The organism is Shewanella sp. CG12_big_fil_rev_8_21_14_0_65_47_15 (assembly GCF_002783505.1).
Taxonomy (GTDB): Bacteria; Pseudomonadota; Gammaproteobacteria; order Enterobacterales; family Shewanellaceae; genus Shewanella.
The window spans coordinates 21,816-39,807 of sequence record NZ_PFGL01000045.1 but is presented as its reverse complement, the minus strand read 5'-3'; the positions used below and the strand labels follow the sequence as shown (position 1 = coordinate 39,807).

Annotated in this window: 14 protein-coding genes; 11 read left to right on the top strand and 3 right to left on the bottom strand. The window is 46.3% G+C overall.

Annotation, left to right across the window (positions count from 1 at the left end):
• The first annotated feature begins 123 nt into the window (after positions 1–123).
• The 4 genes from COW15_RS12540 (at position 124) to COW15_RS12525 (ending at position 4,737) form a co-directional block, all read left to right on the top strand.
• Positions 124–2,028: a propionyl-CoA synthetase gene (locus COW15_RS12540; protein WP_293632878.1), complete on the top strand. Its 1,905-nt coding sequence runs from the start codon at positions 124–126 to the stop codon at positions 2,026–2,028.
• 274 nt (positions 2,029–2,302) lie between these two features.
• Positions 2,303–2,617, top strand: coding sequence for a quaternary ammonium compound efflux SMR transporter SugE (gene sugE, locus COW15_RS12535; RefSeq protein WP_293632877.1), 315 nt, complete (start codon positions 2,303–2,305; stop codon positions 2,615–2,617).
• A 148-nt stretch (positions 2,618–2,765) separates the two neighbouring features.
• The gene (gene gndA / locus COW15_RS12530) at positions 2,766–4,292 is read left to right on the top strand and encodes an NADP-dependent phosphogluconate dehydrogenase (RefSeq protein WP_293632876.1); all 1,527 of its coding nucleotides are present in this window, start codon (positions 2,766–2,768) and stop codon (positions 4,290–4,292) included.
• A gap of 145 nt (positions 4,293–4,437) precedes the next feature.
• Positions 4,438–4,737, top strand: coding sequence for a hypothetical protein (locus COW15_RS12525; protein WP_293632875.1), 300 nt, complete (start codon positions 4,438–4,440; stop codon positions 4,735–4,737).
• A gap of 123 nt (positions 4,738–4,860) precedes the next feature.
• Here COW15_RS12525 and COW15_RS12520 read toward each other — a convergent pair whose 3' ends face one another.
• The gene (locus COW15_RS12520; protein ID WP_293632874.1) at positions 4,861–5,757 is read right to left on the bottom strand and encodes a LysR family transcriptional regulator; all 897 of its coding nucleotides are present in this window, start codon (positions 5,755–5,757) and stop codon (positions 4,861–4,863) included.
• Positions 5,758–5,975: 218 nt separating this feature from the next.
• Between COW15_RS12520 and COW15_RS12515 the strand changes: the two genes are divergently transcribed.
• Positions 5,976–6,455 carry a DoxX family protein gene (locus tag COW15_RS12515; RefSeq protein ID WP_293632873.1) on the top strand — a complete coding sequence of 160 codons (480 nt, stop codon included), beginning with the start codon at positions 5,976–5,978 and terminating at the stop codon, positions 6,453–6,455.
• 66 nt (positions 6,456–6,521) lie between these two features.
• A complete protein-coding gene (locus COW15_RS12510) occupies positions 6,522–7,331 on the top strand; it encodes a class III extradiol ring-cleavage dioxygenase (protein WP_293632872.1) in 810 nt (269 codons plus the stop codon).
• An 89-nt stretch (positions 7,332–7,420) separates the two neighbouring features.
• Here COW15_RS12510 and COW15_RS12505 read toward each other — a convergent pair whose 3' ends face one another.
• On the bottom strand, positions 7,421–8,296 hold the full coding sequence (locus COW15_RS12505) for a 1,4-dihydroxy-2-naphthoate polyprenyltransferase (RefSeq protein ID WP_293632871.1): 876 nt from the start codon (positions 8,294–8,296) through the stop codon (positions 7,421–7,423).
• A gap of 297 nt (positions 8,297–8,593) precedes the next feature.
• On the opposite strand from COW15_RS12505, the gene COW15_RS12500 reads away from it, so the two are divergent.
• The 4 genes from COW15_RS12500 to COW15_RS12485 all read left to right on the top strand — a co-directional run bounded on the left by COW15_RS12500 (position 8,594) and on the right by COW15_RS12485 (position 15,501).
• Positions 8,594–9,496, top strand: coding sequence for an SDR family oxidoreductase (locus tag COW15_RS12500; RefSeq protein WP_293632870.1), 903 nt, complete (start codon positions 8,594–8,596; stop codon positions 9,494–9,496).
• Between the two features lie 126 nt (positions 9,497–9,622).
• Complete coding sequence (gene tesB / locus COW15_RS12495; protein WP_293632869.1) at positions 9,623–10,489, top strand: acyl-CoA thioesterase II; 867 nt, start codon at positions 9,623–9,625, stop codon at positions 10,487–10,489.
• A gap of 1 nt (position 10,490) precedes the next feature.
• The gene (locus COW15_RS12490; RefSeq protein ID WP_293632868.1) at positions 10,491–10,892 is read left to right on the top strand and encodes a YbaY family lipoprotein; all 402 of its coding nucleotides are present in this window, start codon (positions 10,491–10,493) and stop codon (positions 10,890–10,892) included.
• Between the two features lie 712 nt (positions 10,893–11,604).
• Positions 11,605–15,501 carry a S8 family serine peptidase gene (locus tag COW15_RS12485; RefSeq protein ID WP_293632867.1) on the top strand — a complete coding sequence of 1,299 codons (3,897 nt, stop codon included), beginning with the start codon at positions 11,605–11,607 and terminating at the stop codon, positions 15,499–15,501.
• A 97-nt stretch (positions 15,502–15,598) separates the two neighbouring features.
• Here COW15_RS12485 and COW15_RS12480 read toward each other — a convergent pair whose 3' ends face one another.
• Positions 15,599–16,480: a LysR family transcriptional regulator gene (locus COW15_RS12480; RefSeq protein WP_293632866.1), complete on the bottom strand. Its 882-nt coding sequence runs from the start codon at positions 16,478–16,480 to the stop codon at positions 15,599–15,601.
• Positions 16,481–16,620: 140 nt separating this feature from the next.
• Here COW15_RS12480 and COW15_RS12475 point away from each other — a divergent pair, with 140 nt between their 5' ends.
• A complete protein-coding gene (locus tag COW15_RS12475) occupies positions 16,621–17,871 on the top strand; it encodes an MFS transporter (RefSeq protein ID WP_293632865.1) in 1,251 nt (416 codons plus the stop codon).
• Positions 17,872–17,992 lie beyond the last annotated feature (121 nt).

The window sequence follows — 17,992 nt, the reverse complement described above, 5'->3', positions numbered from 1 at the left end:
GTGTCTGGTTATATCCCTTAGTCTAATGGGGGAATAGTGCGTTGCGAGTCATAATCAGCCACGGGAAGGAAGGGGAGAATATCATCTATGCTGACATAGATGAGCGTCATGATGGGAGGCCTTATGACAGATGTCGCACAACAATTACATCAAGCATCGATAGAAAATAAATCCGAATTTTGGCAACAAGCAGCCAAGGCACTCGATTGGATAACACCCAGTAAACACATATTAGATGAAAGCCATGCGCCATTTTATCGCTGGTTTAGTGATGGTGAATTAAACACTTGTTACAACGCTATCGATAGGCACATTTTAGCGGGGAGTGGGGAGCATATCGCCATCCATTATGTCAGCCCTGTGACTGAAACCGAATACAGCATTACCTACACCGAATTGTTAGCACAGGTATCGCGGCTTGCCGGATATTTAACGCGTATCGGTGTGACTAAGGGTGACCGGGTGGTGATTTACATGCCTATGGTGCCAGAAACAGTCTATGCCATGTTGGCCTGTGCCCGCATTGGTGCCATTCACTCGGTGGTTTTTGGTGGTTTTGCCGCCAATGAACTCGCCACACGTATTAATGATGCCAAGCCTAAGTTAGTCATGTCGGCCTCCTGTGGTATCGAGCCATCTGGGGTTGTGCCCTACAAGCCTTTGTTAGATAAAGCATTGAATGAGGCAGAGCATAAAGTTAGCCATTGCTTGATTTTAAATCGACCTCAATATGAGGCGCAGATGCAAGCGGGGCGGGATCAAGATTGGCAATCTGCGGTTGTTGGGTGTGACAGCGTCGATTGTGTGGCCGTAAAGGCGACCGATCCGCTTTATGTGCTCTATACCTCGGGTACGACGGGGCAACCTAAAGGTGTCGTTAGGGATAATGGCGGCCATGCCGTGGCGTTGGCTTGGTCAATGACCCATATCTATGACATTGGTCGAGGTGATGTGTTTTGGGCCGCATCCGATGTGGGTTGGGTTGTCGGTCACTCCTATATTGTTTACGGGCCCTTATTGGTCGGTGCGACCACCTTACTATACGAAGGTAAACCCGTTGGAACCCCTGATCCGGGGGCTTTTTGGCGGACGATTGCGAAATATAAAGTCAAAAGTTTTTTTACTGCGCCCACGGCTATTCGAGCCATTAAGCGCGAAGACCCCGATGGTGAATATCTGCAAGGTGTGGATTTAACCTGCTTGAAAAACGTGTTTTTAGCCGGGGAGCGCTGTGATCCCGATACCTTACATTGGGCCGAGGCCAAGTTGAATAAACCCGTTATCGACCACTGGTGGCAAACGGAAACCGGCTGGCCTGTGGCCGCCAATTTGATGGGCACAGCGCCTATTGCCGTTAAGGCGGGATCGCCAGGTCGTCCCGTTCCCGGATATCAAGTCGATGTGGTCGATGAATTAGGTGAAAAGGTTGCCGCCAATGTATCGGGTAATGTGGTGATCAAATTGCCACTCCCTCCCGGCACTCTGACAACCCTTTGGCAAAATGATCAACGCTATCAAGATAGTTACTTGTCTATGTATCCAGGTTATTACTTAACTGGCGATGCGGGTTATATGGATGAGGATGGCTATTTGTACATTATGAGTCGTATCGATGACATCATTAATGTGGCAGGCCATCGATTATCGACGGGGCGCTTTGAAGAGGTCCTGTGTCAACATCCCGATGTGGCCGAGGCTGCAGTGATTGGGGTTGATGATAAACTCAAAGGCCAAGTTCCCTTAGGCTTAGTGGTGCTGAAAAAGGGCGTGACGATTAGTGATGAAGAGCTGCATAAACAGTTAATTGCTCTGGTACGGCAAGAGATTGGCCCCGTCGCATCCTTTAGGTTAGTCAGTGCGATTCAGAAATTACCTAAAACACGCTCTGGCAAGATTTTACGCGGTACTATGCGAAAAATTGCCGATAATCAGCAATATACTGCACCTGCGACCATAGAAGATCCACAGACCTTAGAGCTAGTGCGCACAGCGCTCACTCGCATGGGTTATGCCGACGCCCTAGTGTAAACGCCTTTATAGAAAGAGTGTAAAAGAGTTGAAATATCAAGGCGATAGTAAGCTTATCAAGCTTGCTATCGCCTTTTTGTTCGTTGCATGTATTTTTCGGTAAAATCAACGATTGAAGTTTCTACCTTAAATTTGCTAGTCTTGCAATCTCATCGCGAACAGCTATCACGAACAGCTATATCACCTACAGTTTTTACTGTAATCAAATGGCTTAGGGACGACCCTAAATACGCCTAATCTAACATGGGGACGACCCCTTTAATGGGAGTTCGCTATGAGCTGGTTTTTATTAATACTTGCTGGACTTTTTGAAATTGGTTGGGCTATTGGGCTTAAATATACCGAAGGTTTCACGCGTTTGTGGCCAAGTATCTTTACAGTGGCGTCGATGGCCGTGAGTGTGTTGTTACTCGGACTCGCGGTTAAGCAGCTACCTATAGGTACGGCCTATGGCGTGTGGGTCGGCATTGGCGCCATGGGCACGGCTATTGCGGGAATTATCCTGTTAGGAGAAGGCGTTAGCTTACTTAAAATCGCCAGTTTGCTACTGATATTACTGGGTGTTTTAGGGCTTAAACTGGCTCACTAGTTAACTTTTTTCGGCGTTAAGTGATTGGCTCTTTCAATACAATCGACATTGCCAATCCTATGTCTATGGTAATTAAGTTACAAAAGTCGGTATAATTGCATCTCAAAATTGGTTAGTTCTAACCTCTGTGACCCGTGGAAATTATATAATGCAAAACCACAGCAATCTTAGTGATATCGGCGTCATTGGCCTTGGCGTTATGGGTAAAAACCTCGCGCTAAACATCGCAGATAATCAATATCACGTCAGCGCATTCGATCTCGATCCTGTTAAAGTTAATGCAGTTTTACAGCAGGAAAAACAAGAACGTATCGGACTCGAACCTCGTATTTTGGGCTGTGCTAATCTTACCGAAATGTTAGCCAGCCTCACAAAACCCCGTATTCTTGTGCTTTCTGTGCCCGCTGGCGCTCCCGTTGACGGTGTCTGTAGTGCCTTGATTTCGGCGGGCATTGAAGTTGACGATATCGTCATTGATACGGGTAACAGCCTATGGACCGATACCGTTGAACGTGAAGCGCGCTACCAAGATCAGTTTATTTTCTTCAGCTCCGCGGTTTCGGGGGGGGAAGTCGGCGCGCGTTTTGGTCCATCTTTAATGCCTAGCGGCAATATTGATGCGTGGCACCATGTTGCACCTATTTGGAAAGCGATTGCCGCTAAAGTCGATGGCAGCACAGGTTTACCCATAGAGCGTTTCGAGCAAGGAAACCCGGTGACCGAGGGTGAGCCATGCACGACATATATTGGTCCTGCGGGCGCTGGGCACTATGTGAAGATGGTACATAACGGTATCGAATACGCCGATATGCAGTTGATTTGCGAAGCGTATCAAATATTGCATAACGGTTTAGGCATGAGCGCTGCAGAAGTGGGCGAGGTGTTTGAACGCTGGAATAAGGGCAGTTTAAACAGTTACCTCATGGGGATCAGTAGTGAGGTCTTAAAACAGGCCGATCCATTAACGGGTAAACCGTTGGTGGAAATGATCTTAGATAAAGCGGGCCAAAAGGGAACGGGTTTATGGACCGCGGTGAGCAGTTTACAAATAGGTTGCCCTGCACCGACTATTGCCGAGGCTGTATATGCTCGGGCGGTGAGCACTCAAAAATCTTTACGGTTGCAACTCAGTCACAAATTAGCTGGGCCAAATGCACCTGTTATCGATGATGCGCAAAAAACGCTATTGATTGCAGCCCTCGAAAGCGCCTTATATTGTGCCAAAGTGTGTTGTTACGCCCAAGGTTTCCAGTTAATGGCGATGACGGCCCATGAGCAAAAATGGCAGTTAGACTTTGCGCAAATTGCAAAAATTTGGCGCGCGGGTTGTATTATTCGGGCGACTTTTTTGCAATCCATTACCCAAGCCTATGAAGACAATGCTGATCTTAGCAATCTGTTGATGGCGGACAGCTTTGCAACGGCCCTATCTGGAAAGCAAGGTCAATGGCGTACCGCGGTTGCAACCGCGGTGATGCAGGGTATTCCTGCGCCTTGTATTAGCTCAGCACTAGCCTATTACGACAGTTACCGCTGCGAAACCTTACCCGCGAACTTGCTTCAAGGTCAGCGGGATTTTTTCGGCGCCCATACCTTTGAGCGTATCGATGCACCAGCGGGTGAAAAATATCACTTAGATTGGAGTGCAAAAGAGCGCACTTTAACAAAGCTTTAACGCCGAATAAATCAACTTATGAAGAAAAGGGCCGAAAGGCCCTTTTCTTATTGTAGGACTATAGATTTTGCGCGAAGTTAATTGATGTTTTATGCTAACTTTCGCCAAACGTAGATCTTAAAGGCAAATTCAACGGAGTGATAATGTGCAAGAAAATCCCATAAAATCTGCTGTCGCGACAAGCCAAAATGGTGTGGCACGGGCAGATGGAAAGCTGATTGTGACTAAAAAACTAATCCGTTTTTCACCCTACAATAAAGCATTGGGGCTTGGTCCATACGAGTTTGAAAGAAGCGATATTGCTAAGGTTGAGCAATGTTGGGGCAAGGGGGGTGGCATTTTACCTGTCACTTCGGACGCGATAAAAATTACCCTTGTGGATGGTTGCGTGTATCAATTTATTTTGGCGAATCCCCAGGAGTGGATAAGTCTGCTCAGTCATTAATCTGCTACCAACCTGACAAGTGAACAGGCTTAAGCCTGCAAAGATTGCTGTTATTGCTTAGTAGATGAGATTAGTTACTGATTTTAAAGTACAAAATATTACCTAGTTCTTGTTGATTGGTTGCTATATTTGTGTAGCCGCAAGCTGCACTAAATTTTCCCACAGCGCCTGCGCGACGGGGCCTAAGGGTGAGTGGGGGAGCCGCATCACATAGTAATCGAGTTGGATCAGGTTTTGTCTTTCCCGCAGTTCAAGCGGTTGTAAGCTTCCATCGGCGAGAGCGTCTTCAACCAGATAGTGAGGTAGTTTTCCCCAGCCCATACCACTCTGAATGAGCATTTTCTTAGTATAAAAATCATTGACATACCAACGGCGTTGCCCCGCCTGAACCCCAAATTCAATATTGGCGGTTCCCGTTCCTGTATCTTGAATAACAATTTGGTATTCGTTCACTAACTCCCGTACATGACCTAAGTTGGGATAACGGCCGAGTAAACGGGGTGAGGCGACATCTAGCAGACCGCCCGAAAATAAATAGCCCAGCTCAAAATGGCTTGAGCGTATGGGCTCAATGCCGCCGGCGGAAATCGCAATGTCGGCTTTACCTCGATTTAAGGCTTCGAGTGCACCCGTTAAATACTCTTGTTTAAGAATGATTTGTGTATGTGGAAACTCATTTTGTGTCCGCTCGAGAATAGGCAAGATGCGGGCAAGATTAAAGGAGGCCTCAAAGGCTAAGGTGATGCTGGCTTCATTACCTTTGGCTAAATGTTTGGCAACTTGACGCATCTCCTGCGCTTCGTTGAGTACGCGCTGGGCGTATTGCAGGAGTTTATGTCCTTCGGGTGTTAGCGCTAGCCGATAGCCTTGGCGATCGAACAGGACTACATCTAATTGGGATTCAAGCTGTTTAATGCTCTGGCTGATCGCGGGCTGCGTTTTGTGTAACTTGTCACTGGCCGCTTTGAGTGAACCGGCGAGGGCGACAGTATTAAACATCAATAGCTGCTCTAAGGTCACGGTAAAATCCCTAAACAAATAAAGAATTATTTTAGGAGATGTTAGATATTATTCCATATTTATTTATTTTTTGCTGGCGCATAATCCTGCCATCTGCCCGAAGTGGGGATGACAGTGGCCTAAATGCGAGTACTGCTACTGTGTGCTTTGGTGCGTAATTTTGTGAGTCGTTAACGTACAAATTGCGTGTAGAACTTTGATAGTCATGGGGTAAATGTATGGCGATAAATCAGTTATGTTTAGCGAAAGGTGATGGGGGGCAAAACGCTGTCGATACCGATCCTCAACAACTCTTTGTCTGTGCAAAGACCTTAAACCGTGCAGCGGTTGCGGTGACGCTGGCGATGAGCATAGTGTTTTTGTTTTCGGGTATGGGCAAGTTGCTCAGTGTGCCATTTTTCCATGTGCCTTTTACCTTGATGAACTTACCGACTGGCTTTGGTTACTTTATTGGCGTTATCGAAGTCTTGGGCGCCATTGGCATAGGTTGGCGTGAATATCGAGTATTGTCGGCAGCGGCATTGCTGTCGGTGATGATGGGCGCGATTTATTACCACTTTAACTATGAAACTACCTTTAGCGCGCTGCCTGCATTATTTTTATCAGCCCTGTTGTTTTTAACCATCAAATTAGACGAAAGCGTCGAGAGGTTAATGCGCTTTCAACGTCAATTGATGGATATGAAAGCGATTTTCTAACCTGGGCTCCGAATAACCCCAAGGTTAATCAGTGACAACCAAGAGTTTTATCAAGAGATAGTGACTATGACGCACGCGAATGACAGCCTGATGCCGGTATTATTTGTCCCCCATGGTGGCGGGCCTTTACCACTACTCAATGATACCAATCACCATGAATTACGGGCATTTTTATCCTCTGTCGCAGTAAACATTCCAACGCCTAAGGCCATTGTATTGATCACCGCTCACTGGGAAGAAGCGCAGGTAACATTGTCGAGCCACCCCCATCCCGGCATGTTATTCGACTATTATGGGTTTCCTCCTGAGGCTTATCAACTCAGTTATCCCGCGTCCGGCGAGCCTGCATTGGCCGAGAAGATCGCTAGCTTATTAACGGCAAATGGAATTGCGGTAAAACTCGATGATCAGCGTGCCTTTGACCACGGCACCTTTGTGCCACTTACATTGATGTACCCAGAAGCCAATATCCCTGTGGTGCAAATGTCATTAGTACAACACCTCGATCCTAACGCTCATATTGCTATCGGTGAGGCGCTTGCGTCCCTACGGGAACAAGGGGTGTTGATTGTGGGGTCGGGAATGTCGTTTCACAATATGCGGGCATTTTTCTCAAGCGATCCTAAGGTGTTACCCCGTAGCCAAGCATTTGATGATTGGTTAACTCAGGTGCTGACAGTAGAACAAAGTGATGCCAAGTCGCAGTTAATGCATTGGCAATCGGCACCAGAGGCGCGTTTTAGTCATCCAAGGGAAGAGCATTTATTGCCTTTGCATGTGTGTTTTGGGGCGGGTCAGTTCCATTCATCTCAAGCAAAACATCAATTTAGCGGCGTGTTATTTAACACCGCGATATCGGGCTATCTCTGGCAATAATGGGCAGGAAACGTCCGTTATTGGCTTAAACAAATAAAAAGGTGCGTATCAAAAAATACGCACCTTTTTACTTTCGACGGATTTAATGGTTACGCAGTAAAGACTAAACCCACACTGAAGAGGGTGCTGAAAATCATCGTGAGTTTGGCGGTGCGTCCGAGTAGCGGATTGAGCGCCTCGCCCGAGACGGCATAGAAATCGCTGCTAAGCTTACGGGCGATAAGTAAAGATAACCCCGCGAGTAACACAGGTAACCCCGGTAAAATTCCCAATAAAAAGCCGGCGATCACTAAGCCAAAGGGCAAGTAAATTAAGGCTTGGTAAAGCACTTTAGCCTGAGCTTCTCCAATTCTCACCGCTAGGGTATGTTTGCCCGCCTGGATGTCGGTACGAATGTCTCGGGTATTGTTGACCAACATAATCGCGGCATTAAATAGCCCAATCGCGCAGCCAAGTAACCATGCATTGATAGTGGTATCTCCTGCCTGCAGATAATAGCTGCCCACCACGGCAACTAAGCCGAAAAAGATAAAGGCGGCGACTTCACCTAAACCATGGGAGGCGAGTGGATAGGGACCACCACTGTAACCCAGAGCACCTAAAATAGCGGCCGCGGCCAGAATAGCGATAGGCCAGCCACCATGCCAAATCAAATAAGAGCCTACAGCTAGCGCCATTAGCAGGCAAAATACCATGGCATTACGCACTCTGTTCGGCGGGATCATGCCACTTTGACTGACGCGCACCGGGCCGATACGTTCGGCGGTATCTATGCCATTTTTAAAATCAAAGTAGTCGTTGGCAAGATTGACCGCTATCTGCAATAAAATCGCACACAACATAGATATAGCGGCGATTAACCAACTGAAACGCTCAAGGTGTAAGGCAAGAATATTACCGATTAATAGGGGACCAATAGCCGCAGGTAAGGTGCGGGGTCTTATGGCTAAAATCCAAGGATTCATGGTATCCAGTCGTTATTAAGGAAAAGAAATGGGTATTGAACAGTGTCATAGCATAACAAGATTTAATCCGAAAGTGAGCACTATCTAATAAACGCATGTGAGAGAGTTTGAATTGGCGCACATATGTTTATCTCTGTGGGTTGAGATTTGTCGTCAAGTTCAAAGAAAAGCATCAATGTCTGTGTTTTTATAGCGACATATGGATGGGTTTGCTTGGAATGTCATGCAGTTGTGGCTAAGCGCGCTAGGGTGCAGGGCTATACGAGCTTAGCATCATACCAATAAGGATACCTTAGGATGCGTTTCGATAACAAAGTGGCATTGATCACGGGGGCGGGCTCAGGTCTTGGTCGAGCCTATGCCATTATGCTGGCTGAGCGGGGTGCAAGGGTGGTATTGATTGACCGGCCAATATCGGATAACTGCAATGCGAATCTAACCCAAACCTATGACAATATTATAAAACTGGGTTGTGATTGCCTTTCATATACCTTAGATGTGAGTCGGCAGGCTGAGGTGAACGCTATGGTGGCTGATGTTGTTACACGCTGGCATCGCATCGATATCTTGATCAATAACGCGGGTATTTATGGTGAGTGTCAGTTCGAGCATATCACCCCGGCAATGTGGCAGCGTCAGTTTGATGTGGATGTGAATGGCAGTTTTTATTTAACCCAAGCGGTATGGCCCTTGATGAAGGCGCAGGAATATGGCCGCATTATGATGACCACCGGCGCTTCTGCGTTGTTTGGGGACCTGCATCAAGTGGGGTTTAGCGCGGCTAAAATGGCGTTAGTTGGCATAGTCAATAGCCTTTCACTTGAAGGTGAACAGTACAATATTCGCGTCAATAGCCTTTGTCCTCAAGCGGTAACGGCCATGACGACAAGGCACTTAGCCAACGCTATTCAGCCGCTATTTTCCTTTGAGACGTTAACGGCGACAACGGCATTTTTAGTGAGTCCATCGGCGCCCAATGGCCAACATATTTTGGCGGGGGCCGGCAGTGTCAGCCATGGTATGTTTGCCGAATTTCAGCCTATGTATTTTAGTGAGGGCTTATGCACGCCCGATAAACTGATGCAATATTGGCCCGAGCTTTATCAAGCGTTTCCCGTGAATTTACACTCTAGTGGGGAGGATAAAGTGCTGGCATGGTCAAAACAGAGCGCCCTGGAGCATCATATTAAAATCGACTAAGACCCAATGGGATGCCACGGGTTAACGGTTTAGGGTGAGTTGCAGCGTAATGAACTCAATACTGGTCAGCCCTAGTCGAACTGGGTTACTCTTTAGCATTATTTGCTAATTATTCAGCAGGATCCCATGAGTCAGGTATTAGACGATCTTCTATCATTACTATCCCTTGAGCAAATTGAAATTGGGCTATTTCGTGGTCAGAGCCAAGATCTGGGCTTTGGACATGTATTTGGTGGTCAAGTCATGGGGCAAGCCTTAAGTGCGGCAAAGCAGACCGTGCCCGTGGAGCGCAAAGTGCATTCTTTGCATTCGTATTTTTTACGGGCCGGGGATGAGAAATTGCCCATAGTGTATGAAGTGGAAAATATGCGCGATGGCGGCAGTTTTAGTGCTAGGCGCGTGAGCGCGATTCAAAAGGGGCGGCCCATTTTCCATATGACCTGCTCCTTCCAAGAGCCAGAGGACGGCTTTAGCCATCAAGCCACTATGCCACAAGTTCCTGGGCCTGAGGGCTTGTTAAACCAGCAGGAGCTGGCGATGACAATGCGGGATAAGGTGTCAGCCAAGATGCTTGAAAAATTTATGGCCGATGCCCCCATTGAAATGCGCTTAGTGAACCCGCTTCATCCCTTCGCGCCCAAAGAAACTGAGCCCTATCGCTATGTTTGGCTTAGGGCAAATGGCCCAATGCCGAGTGACGCGCATATCCATGAATACCTACTGGCTTATGCCTCTGATTTCAATTTCTTAGTGACAGCCGCCCAGCCCCATGGGGTTTCATTTTTAAGCCCAGGGGTGAGGATGGCGACGATCGATCATGCGATGTGGTTCCATCGTCCTATCAATATGGGAGAATGGTTGCTCTACAGCATCGATAGTCCCAATGCCAGTGGTGGCCGCGGTTATGTCAGGGGGCAATTTTTTAATCAACAGGGGGAATTGGTGGCTTCTTCTACCCAAGAAGGCCTTATTCGAATGGTAAAAGGAAATTAATATGTTGATGAAAATTAAATCGTTTATCGTATTTTTGCTACTGGCTTTATTCGTGAATGGTTGTGTGACAGTAGAGCCGGAACCGCCGGTTATCATCAATGGGGCGGCGGGTTATTTAGAGAAAATTCTCTTGCCACAGGGCTGTGAAATTACCATTGCCATTATTGATTTGAATACGCCCGGCGTGATTGTGGCGCAAAAGACATTCAATATTGCCCGTGCTCCCGTGCCATTTAAGTTTTCTTTGCCGGCCCAATCCATTGATAAAAGCATTCAGTATGGTGTTGTCGCTATGATCAAGTTTAAAGACCAAGTGATCTTCCAAACCTATGATCGTTTCCCTGTGATTAACAACGGTAAATTTACGACCGAAGTGTTGATGAAAGCGGTGAGGGCAAATTAACATTTTTCCATAATGATATTTGTGTTTTAACGATATTGATGCTCACAAGCCCTTTCAATTTATATTGGAAGGGTTTTTTTGTGGTAAATATTCAGACCCTCATACTGTAACTTTGTTATTGAGCATGAGCTTTTTATTCAGAACTAATAATATTAATGCATAAGTTATTCTCTGTTAATAATGGTGGCGTTCTGTAAAGTCATCATCCTTAGATGTGTTTTATGTAAATCAACCTTTGGTTGCGTAAGTGTTGATATTGTGGGGTTTGGTGTTTATTTTGTAACTGGTTTTGTATGTGGGAATAATGTTTTTACTGTGATTCGTTCTGTTTATGTTTACACTTATTCGGTGTTTAAATTGTTCGTTATTTTATTTAACTAGTTGATTTTTTAGTTGATTATTTTTGTGGATTTTCATTGTGATTATAATTTGCAAATCTTTCAGTTAATTAAATAATTGCCTTATTTTTTAATGAAAATAGAATTCGGCCTGTTATTTACTGGGTCACGTTCTGTTAATTTGATATTTTAATTTGCATCTGTGCGTGTTACAAGTTGTCGCGATAAAACTCAGTGAACATCATCACAGTAAATTGAATGGTTATTCATAAAAAATGTCAGTTACAGGTGACGTTCTTGGTTGTTGCAGTGTTTTCATGCTTCCAACCTGAGTTTTATAAATCATACAACTTATAAGAATTAGGGAAGTCACAATGAAAACTAAAATAGCACTAGCAGTGTCTATGGCGCTGTTATCGTCGGCGGCAAATGCGCAAACAGTTTTATCACCCACGGGTGAAACACTTCAGTTAGATATTCCAAGTGAACTACAAGCAATGTCATTACGCGGTAATGCTGCCGGAGCTGAAGTTAAATTCGTACCAGAAGTGGATTTAGGTGAGGGTGAATATACTTATATCGTTCGTTTACGTGACAGTTCTGTGGCTAATTATCAAGGAACGATCCCTGGGCTGAAAGCGACTAGCTCACAGAGAGTGCAGGCAAATGGCACTTCAAAAGTCGTTGTGAATGGTAAACTCGATGCTTCTAGGCCAGAAGTTAAAAGTTATGTTAGTTATTTGAAAGTAAAACAGAACCGATTTTTAGCTAACGCGAGTGCGGCTATTGGCACTAATCTGCAGCCATTAGCGACATATCAGTATGCATTAAACGGTGTGGCGGTTCGTATGACTCAAGCTCAAGCGAAGAAAATAGCTGAGTTACCTGAGGTCGTATTTGTTGAGCGCGAGCGCATGGAGCAAATGGAAACCGATGTCAGCCAAGGGCTTATCGGTTCGCCAAATGTATGGGATGGCAGCGCAACAGGCACTAAAGCCATGGGTGAAGGTGTGATTGTCGGTATTATCGACTCAGGTATTAACTCTGACCATGCTTCATTTGCTGATGTTGGCCAAGATGGCTATGACCACACTAACCCACTAGGTCAAGGTATCTATATTGGCGACTGTAAAACTGATTTCGTCGGTATGTGTAATGACAAATTAATTGGTGTTCACAGCTATCCAGAAATCACCAATAACTTTGATGATGTAAAAGTGTATGGTGATACCCCTCCGGCTAAAAATGGTGAGGATTACGGCGGACACGGTTCGCACGTCGCCAGTACTGCAGCGGGTAACATTTTAGTGAATGTGCCTTATGTGCAAGGTGAAACAGGTAAGTTAGAAAGCGATGGTATTGCGACGGGCCTTGAATTTGCGCAAATCTCAGGTGTTGCACCACACGCAAACATTATTGCCTATCAAATTTGTAATCCAGGCAATGCGGGTGACACTTATTCTGGTTGCCCGACGGCACCTATTTTGAAAGCGTTAGACGATGCCATCAAAGATGGTGTCGATGTGATCAACTTTTCGATCAGTGGTGGTGGAAATCCGTGGAATAGCGCAACAGAACAAGGTTTCTTAGCTGCGCGTAATGCGGGTATTTTTGCTGCTGTGGCTGCGGGGAACACACGTGCCGCGACAAACACGAGTCCTGCAATTAATCAAACGCCTTACTCTACACCTAAAAATGCGCCTTGGTATACTTCGGTCGCTAACTCTACTCATAACCGTGACATAGTACGTGCCGTTGAATTTAATGGTAAAAACTACAACTACACTGCAGGTTCTGGCCCAGTTCAAACTGAAGTGCTCAAAGGTATTCCTGTTTATGCTGGCGCAATTGATGCGACCAATTTTGAAGCCTGTAAACCATTTGCCGCCGATGCCTTTAAGGACAAGATCGCCGTTTTAAGACGTGGTACTTGCTCATTTGAAATTAAAGTGTCTGCGGCGATGGCTGCTGGCGCTAAGGGAGTGATTGTTTTCAATAGAGATGGTGAAAATAATGCGCGTCTGACTATGTCAGGGCTAGAGAAATTGGATATTCCCGCGGTATTTATTGGCGATATCGATGGCTTAGAACTGATTGGCGCTATGGCGGCAAATCCTGCGCTTGAAATCACACTATCTCCAACCCCTAAGGTTGCCAGCAAAGAAGCCGACGTCTTGGCTGGCAGTTCATTGATCGGGCCTAACTTAACTAACGATGTACTCGTACCTTATGTTGCTGCACCGGGCAGTGATATCTACGCTGCTTATTCGGATCAACAATTCGGCCATGATGAAACAGGGACAGATCCTGCTGATTTTACTTTAATGTCAGGTACTTCAATGGCGAGTCCTCACGTTGCCGGTGCTGGCGCGTTACTTAAATCGCTGCATAAGGATTGGACTCCAGATAATATTCGTTCTGCGCTAATGATGACGGCAACGACAGCTCAAGCCATGAAAAAAGCCGATGGTAAAACCGTTGCAGATCCGTTTGACGTAGGCGCAGGCCGTATTCGTGTGGATTTAGCGGCAAAATCTGGCTTAGTGATGGATGAAAGTGCCTTAAACTACGAGATTGCTAACCCTACAACAGGTGGCGATCCACGTAAGCTAAACATTCCAAGTATGGCTGATTCACGTTGTATCAATACTTGTACTTGGACACGTACTGTCACTGCAACGGCTGACGGTAGCTGGACTGCAAAAGGTGTTTCCGTAACGGATAAGTTCGCGTTAACTGTGACGCCAGAAAGCTTCAACCTGAAAAAAGGTGAGAGTCAAACTATTACAGTGACTGCGGATGTGACTGACGTCGGTGCAAGTTGGGGCTTTGGTAACTTGGTATTAGCTTCTGAAGCCTTCCCAACGGCTAACATGCCGATCGTGGCTAAGATTGCTAAACGCGATTTACCAAAGGTTGTCAATGTATCAGCCTCACGTGATGCCGATGAACGCAATTTGGCGCACTTGAAAGCGATCGATCTACCGGGTGTTGCGGCGACAGTGACTGCACTTAATTTAAGCGCAACTTATGAATCCAGTGTGAAACAGGATTCAAATACCGATAGTGCATTTGATGATTTGGCCGATGGTGTGAAAGTATTTAGCTTTAACGTTGAAGATAAAGCGTTATATTTCAATGCATCAATCGGTAATACCACCTCTCCTGACTTAGACATGTTTGTGATACTCGATAAGAAAGATGGTAGTCCACTTTCTATAGCGGCATCTTCTGCATTTGGTGGTTCAAAGGAAAGTGTGTCTATTAAGGACCCAGTGAAGGGTGAGTATATTGTCGTGATACAAAACTATCAGGCATCTGCAGCCGATGCGGATGATGCCTTTAGTTTAAAACAAGTGACCTTATACGATGAGGCGGGTGATAACTTAACAGCAACTCTTACCGGTGACCATAAAGATTTCAACGTCAACTTAGCATGGAAACAAGCGATGTTAGTGGGCGATGCAGGCTTGGCTATGCTGACTCTGACCACGACTGATGACAAAGTCGCTCCAGTTAAAGTTCCGGTAATATTTGAGCGTGTCAGTGATGATGTTTTACCCCCTCTAGGTAGCACGGTTTCTGGCGAGTTAATGCCAGGCGCCGCTAAAGTGATGAAGACCCGTATCGAAGCGAACAAAACGCAAGAAACCCGCGTTTACACCTTAGAGGCGTTATTACCAGAAGGTCACGAAGTGGCTAATATCAGCCATCAAGGTACACAAGTGGGCAATAAGATCACTTGGACTATCGAGATGGTTTCTGGTGCAGTGGCGCAAGATGTCACGTTTGACTTAGTGCCGCGTAAGGCAAGCCAAGACAACCTTGTGACTTTAACTAACAAAGTGAACAACGACTCGGCTGAAACCTTGAAGCAAGAATATCAATTCGATGTGCCAGAAGTCGCGCCAGTGGCAGTGATTGAAGCACCTGTGTCTGTTCAAGAAGGTAAACCACTGTTTATCGATGCGAGTAAGTCATCCGATGCCAACAATGACCCATTGACCTACAAATGGACTCAGTTAGGCGGCGCGAGCTTCAACTTTGACGCGAATGCAGCCAAGCTTAATCTCGTGGCACCAGAAGTGAGTGGTACTGCTCAGACCGTGTCTTTCCAACTCACTGTAGCGGACAACCATGGCAACAAGGATTCAAGTGTCGTGTCTGTGTCCGTGACTGAAACACCCACTAAGAAAGATGATGGTGGTTCATTAGGTTGGTTAAGCTTGTTATTGCTACCTTTTGCCTTTGGTCGTCGTAAACAAGGCTAATCGCTCAGGGTTAAATCGCAAGGTTTAACAGTGAGTTAATAGTAAAAAGAGAAGGGCTGATATTGATATCAGCCCTTTTTGTTTCAATCGATATAGGTCAGCGATTTGACATTAAAAAGTCGACAAAGGCACGATCGGCCTGACTCACGGGGCGCTGTTTTTTCCAAGCGATATGCAGGTTCAAAAACACCGGCGGATCTAAGGGCTTTGCCAGAATATCATCCTTAGGGCTTATCGCCATTTCGAGCACGCTGGTGATCCCAAATCCTTGGGAAACTATCTGTTTGATTAAATTTATTAGATTGGTTTCAAAGGCAATATTGGGCTTCTTACCCAGTTCTTTAGCTTGGGACAGTATCCACTCGCGGTGGAAATAGCCTGTCTTAAACATCACTAATTCATGGTCGAAAAAGTCATTGAGACTGACGGCACTGTATTCGGCTAGGGGGTGTTCGGCGCCCATAGCGATCACCATTTGTTCGCGGATCAACAGCTGACTATCGAATTCCGGCTGTAGATCTTGGGCGGTAATGATCGCAATATCCACTTCTTCCCGTTGCAGCATACGCAATGCATCGCGGGTTCCCCCTTCAAACAGGGATAATTTTAACTCCGGGTATTGATGCCGAAAGGCCATCAAGCGTGAGGGCAGATAGAAAGAACCCAGCATGCCCGGCACTGCGATACGGACTTCCCCCGAGGTGAGATTCGCCATGGCACGGATCTGCGCTTCGGCCTGCTTGACTTGTTTTAGGATCAAGGTGGCATGTTGATGCAAAACCAAACCTTCGGCCGTGAGGGCGAGCAGCTTGTCATTCTTATTGCTGGTACGGTTAATTAACGTGACCCCGAGGGATTGTTCGAGCCGCTTGATGCTTTGGCTGAGGGCGGGTTGCGCCATATTGAGCTTTTTGGCGGCGGCGGTAAAACTGCCAGCACTGGCGAGGGCGTCTAAGTGCTTGAGTTGGCGTATATCCATTTAATTAACCCATACTCTGGTATTGAAGCTTTTGGCTATAACAAAAATCAATAATTTCGATAGAAATTATCTATTATTGTTATGTTATGCCCAGTGATAACCTTTGTCTATCCCATGATTGATGTGTTATTGAGGCCAGAGTGCAAGCCGTGTTAGACACTATTATTGACAGTAAGCAACGAGATACTCGCTTGATGTGGGCTTTGTGTGTCGCCTCCGTTGTGGTGTATATCAATTTGTATTTAATGCAGGGGATGTTGCCCTTAATCGCAGAGCATTTTTCCGTATCAGGCTCGCGGGCAACGCTTATCCTGTCGGTGACCAGTTTTTCGTTAGCATTTTCATTGCTGATCTATGCCGTGGTTTCCGACCGCATTGGACGTCATCGCCCGATTGTGGTGAGTTTATGGTTGCTTGCGATGTCGAATCTATTGCTGATCTGGGCGCCGGACTTTAATGGCTTGATCTGGGTGCGCCTTCTCCAAGGTGTGCTGTTGGCGGCCGTGCCTGCGATTGCGATGGCGTATTTTAAAGAGCAATTATCCCCGAGCACTATGCTGAAAGCGGCGGGGATCTACATTATGGCGAACAGTATCGGTGGCATTGCAGGACGTTTATTGGGTGGGGTCATGTCGCAGTTTTTATCTTGGCAAGAATCCATGTGGCTGCTGTTTTTAGTCACCTTAGCGGGCGTGGCACTGACGAGTTATTTACTCCCTTCGGGGGCGGATGCCAACGCGGTGTCACATCTGCAGTCTGAAGCTAAATCCCCCTCGAATCGGGTGCGATTACTGCAGGATTTCCATGGCTTTAGCCATCATTTAACCGATCCCCAGATGCGCTTAGTCTACGCTATCGGTGGCCTGACCTTTATGATGATGGTGAATCAATTTAGTTTTATTCAGCTGCATTTGATGGCGGCGCCCTATGAATGGAGCCGCTTTCAGGCAACCTTGATTTTTCTGTGTTATTCCAGTGGGACTATTGCTTCGTATTTTACTGCGAAATGGCTCGTCCGCTTTGGCCAACACAAGTTATATCAGTGGTCCTGGTGCCTGATGTTATGTGGCAGTTTACTCACCTTATTCGATACGACATTGACCATTTGTGTGGGGTTTTTGATGACGGCCTGTGGATTCTTCCTCACCCATAGTTGCTGTAATTCCTTTGTGGCGATGCGTGCGAGTCGAGATCGTGCGAAGGCAACATCACTCTACTTATGCTGTTATTACTTAGGTGCTGCGATTGGCGGCCCTTATTTGATGATGTTCTGGCATGGGGCAGCGTGGCAAGGGGTGGTGATGGGATCGTTAACCTTGCTCGCCTTGATCGCCTTAGGGATAACCCGTTTGCATTATCATCAGATGCAAAATCGTCGGGTGCTTGTCTAGGGCTCCCCTTGGTGGAGAGCAGGCTTTTTGTTTAGTCCTTGACCTTGATACCAATTGATGATTATAAAAGCAAAGGCCAACAACTGAGTGTTGGCCTTTGCTTTTGCAATACATAAGGTAA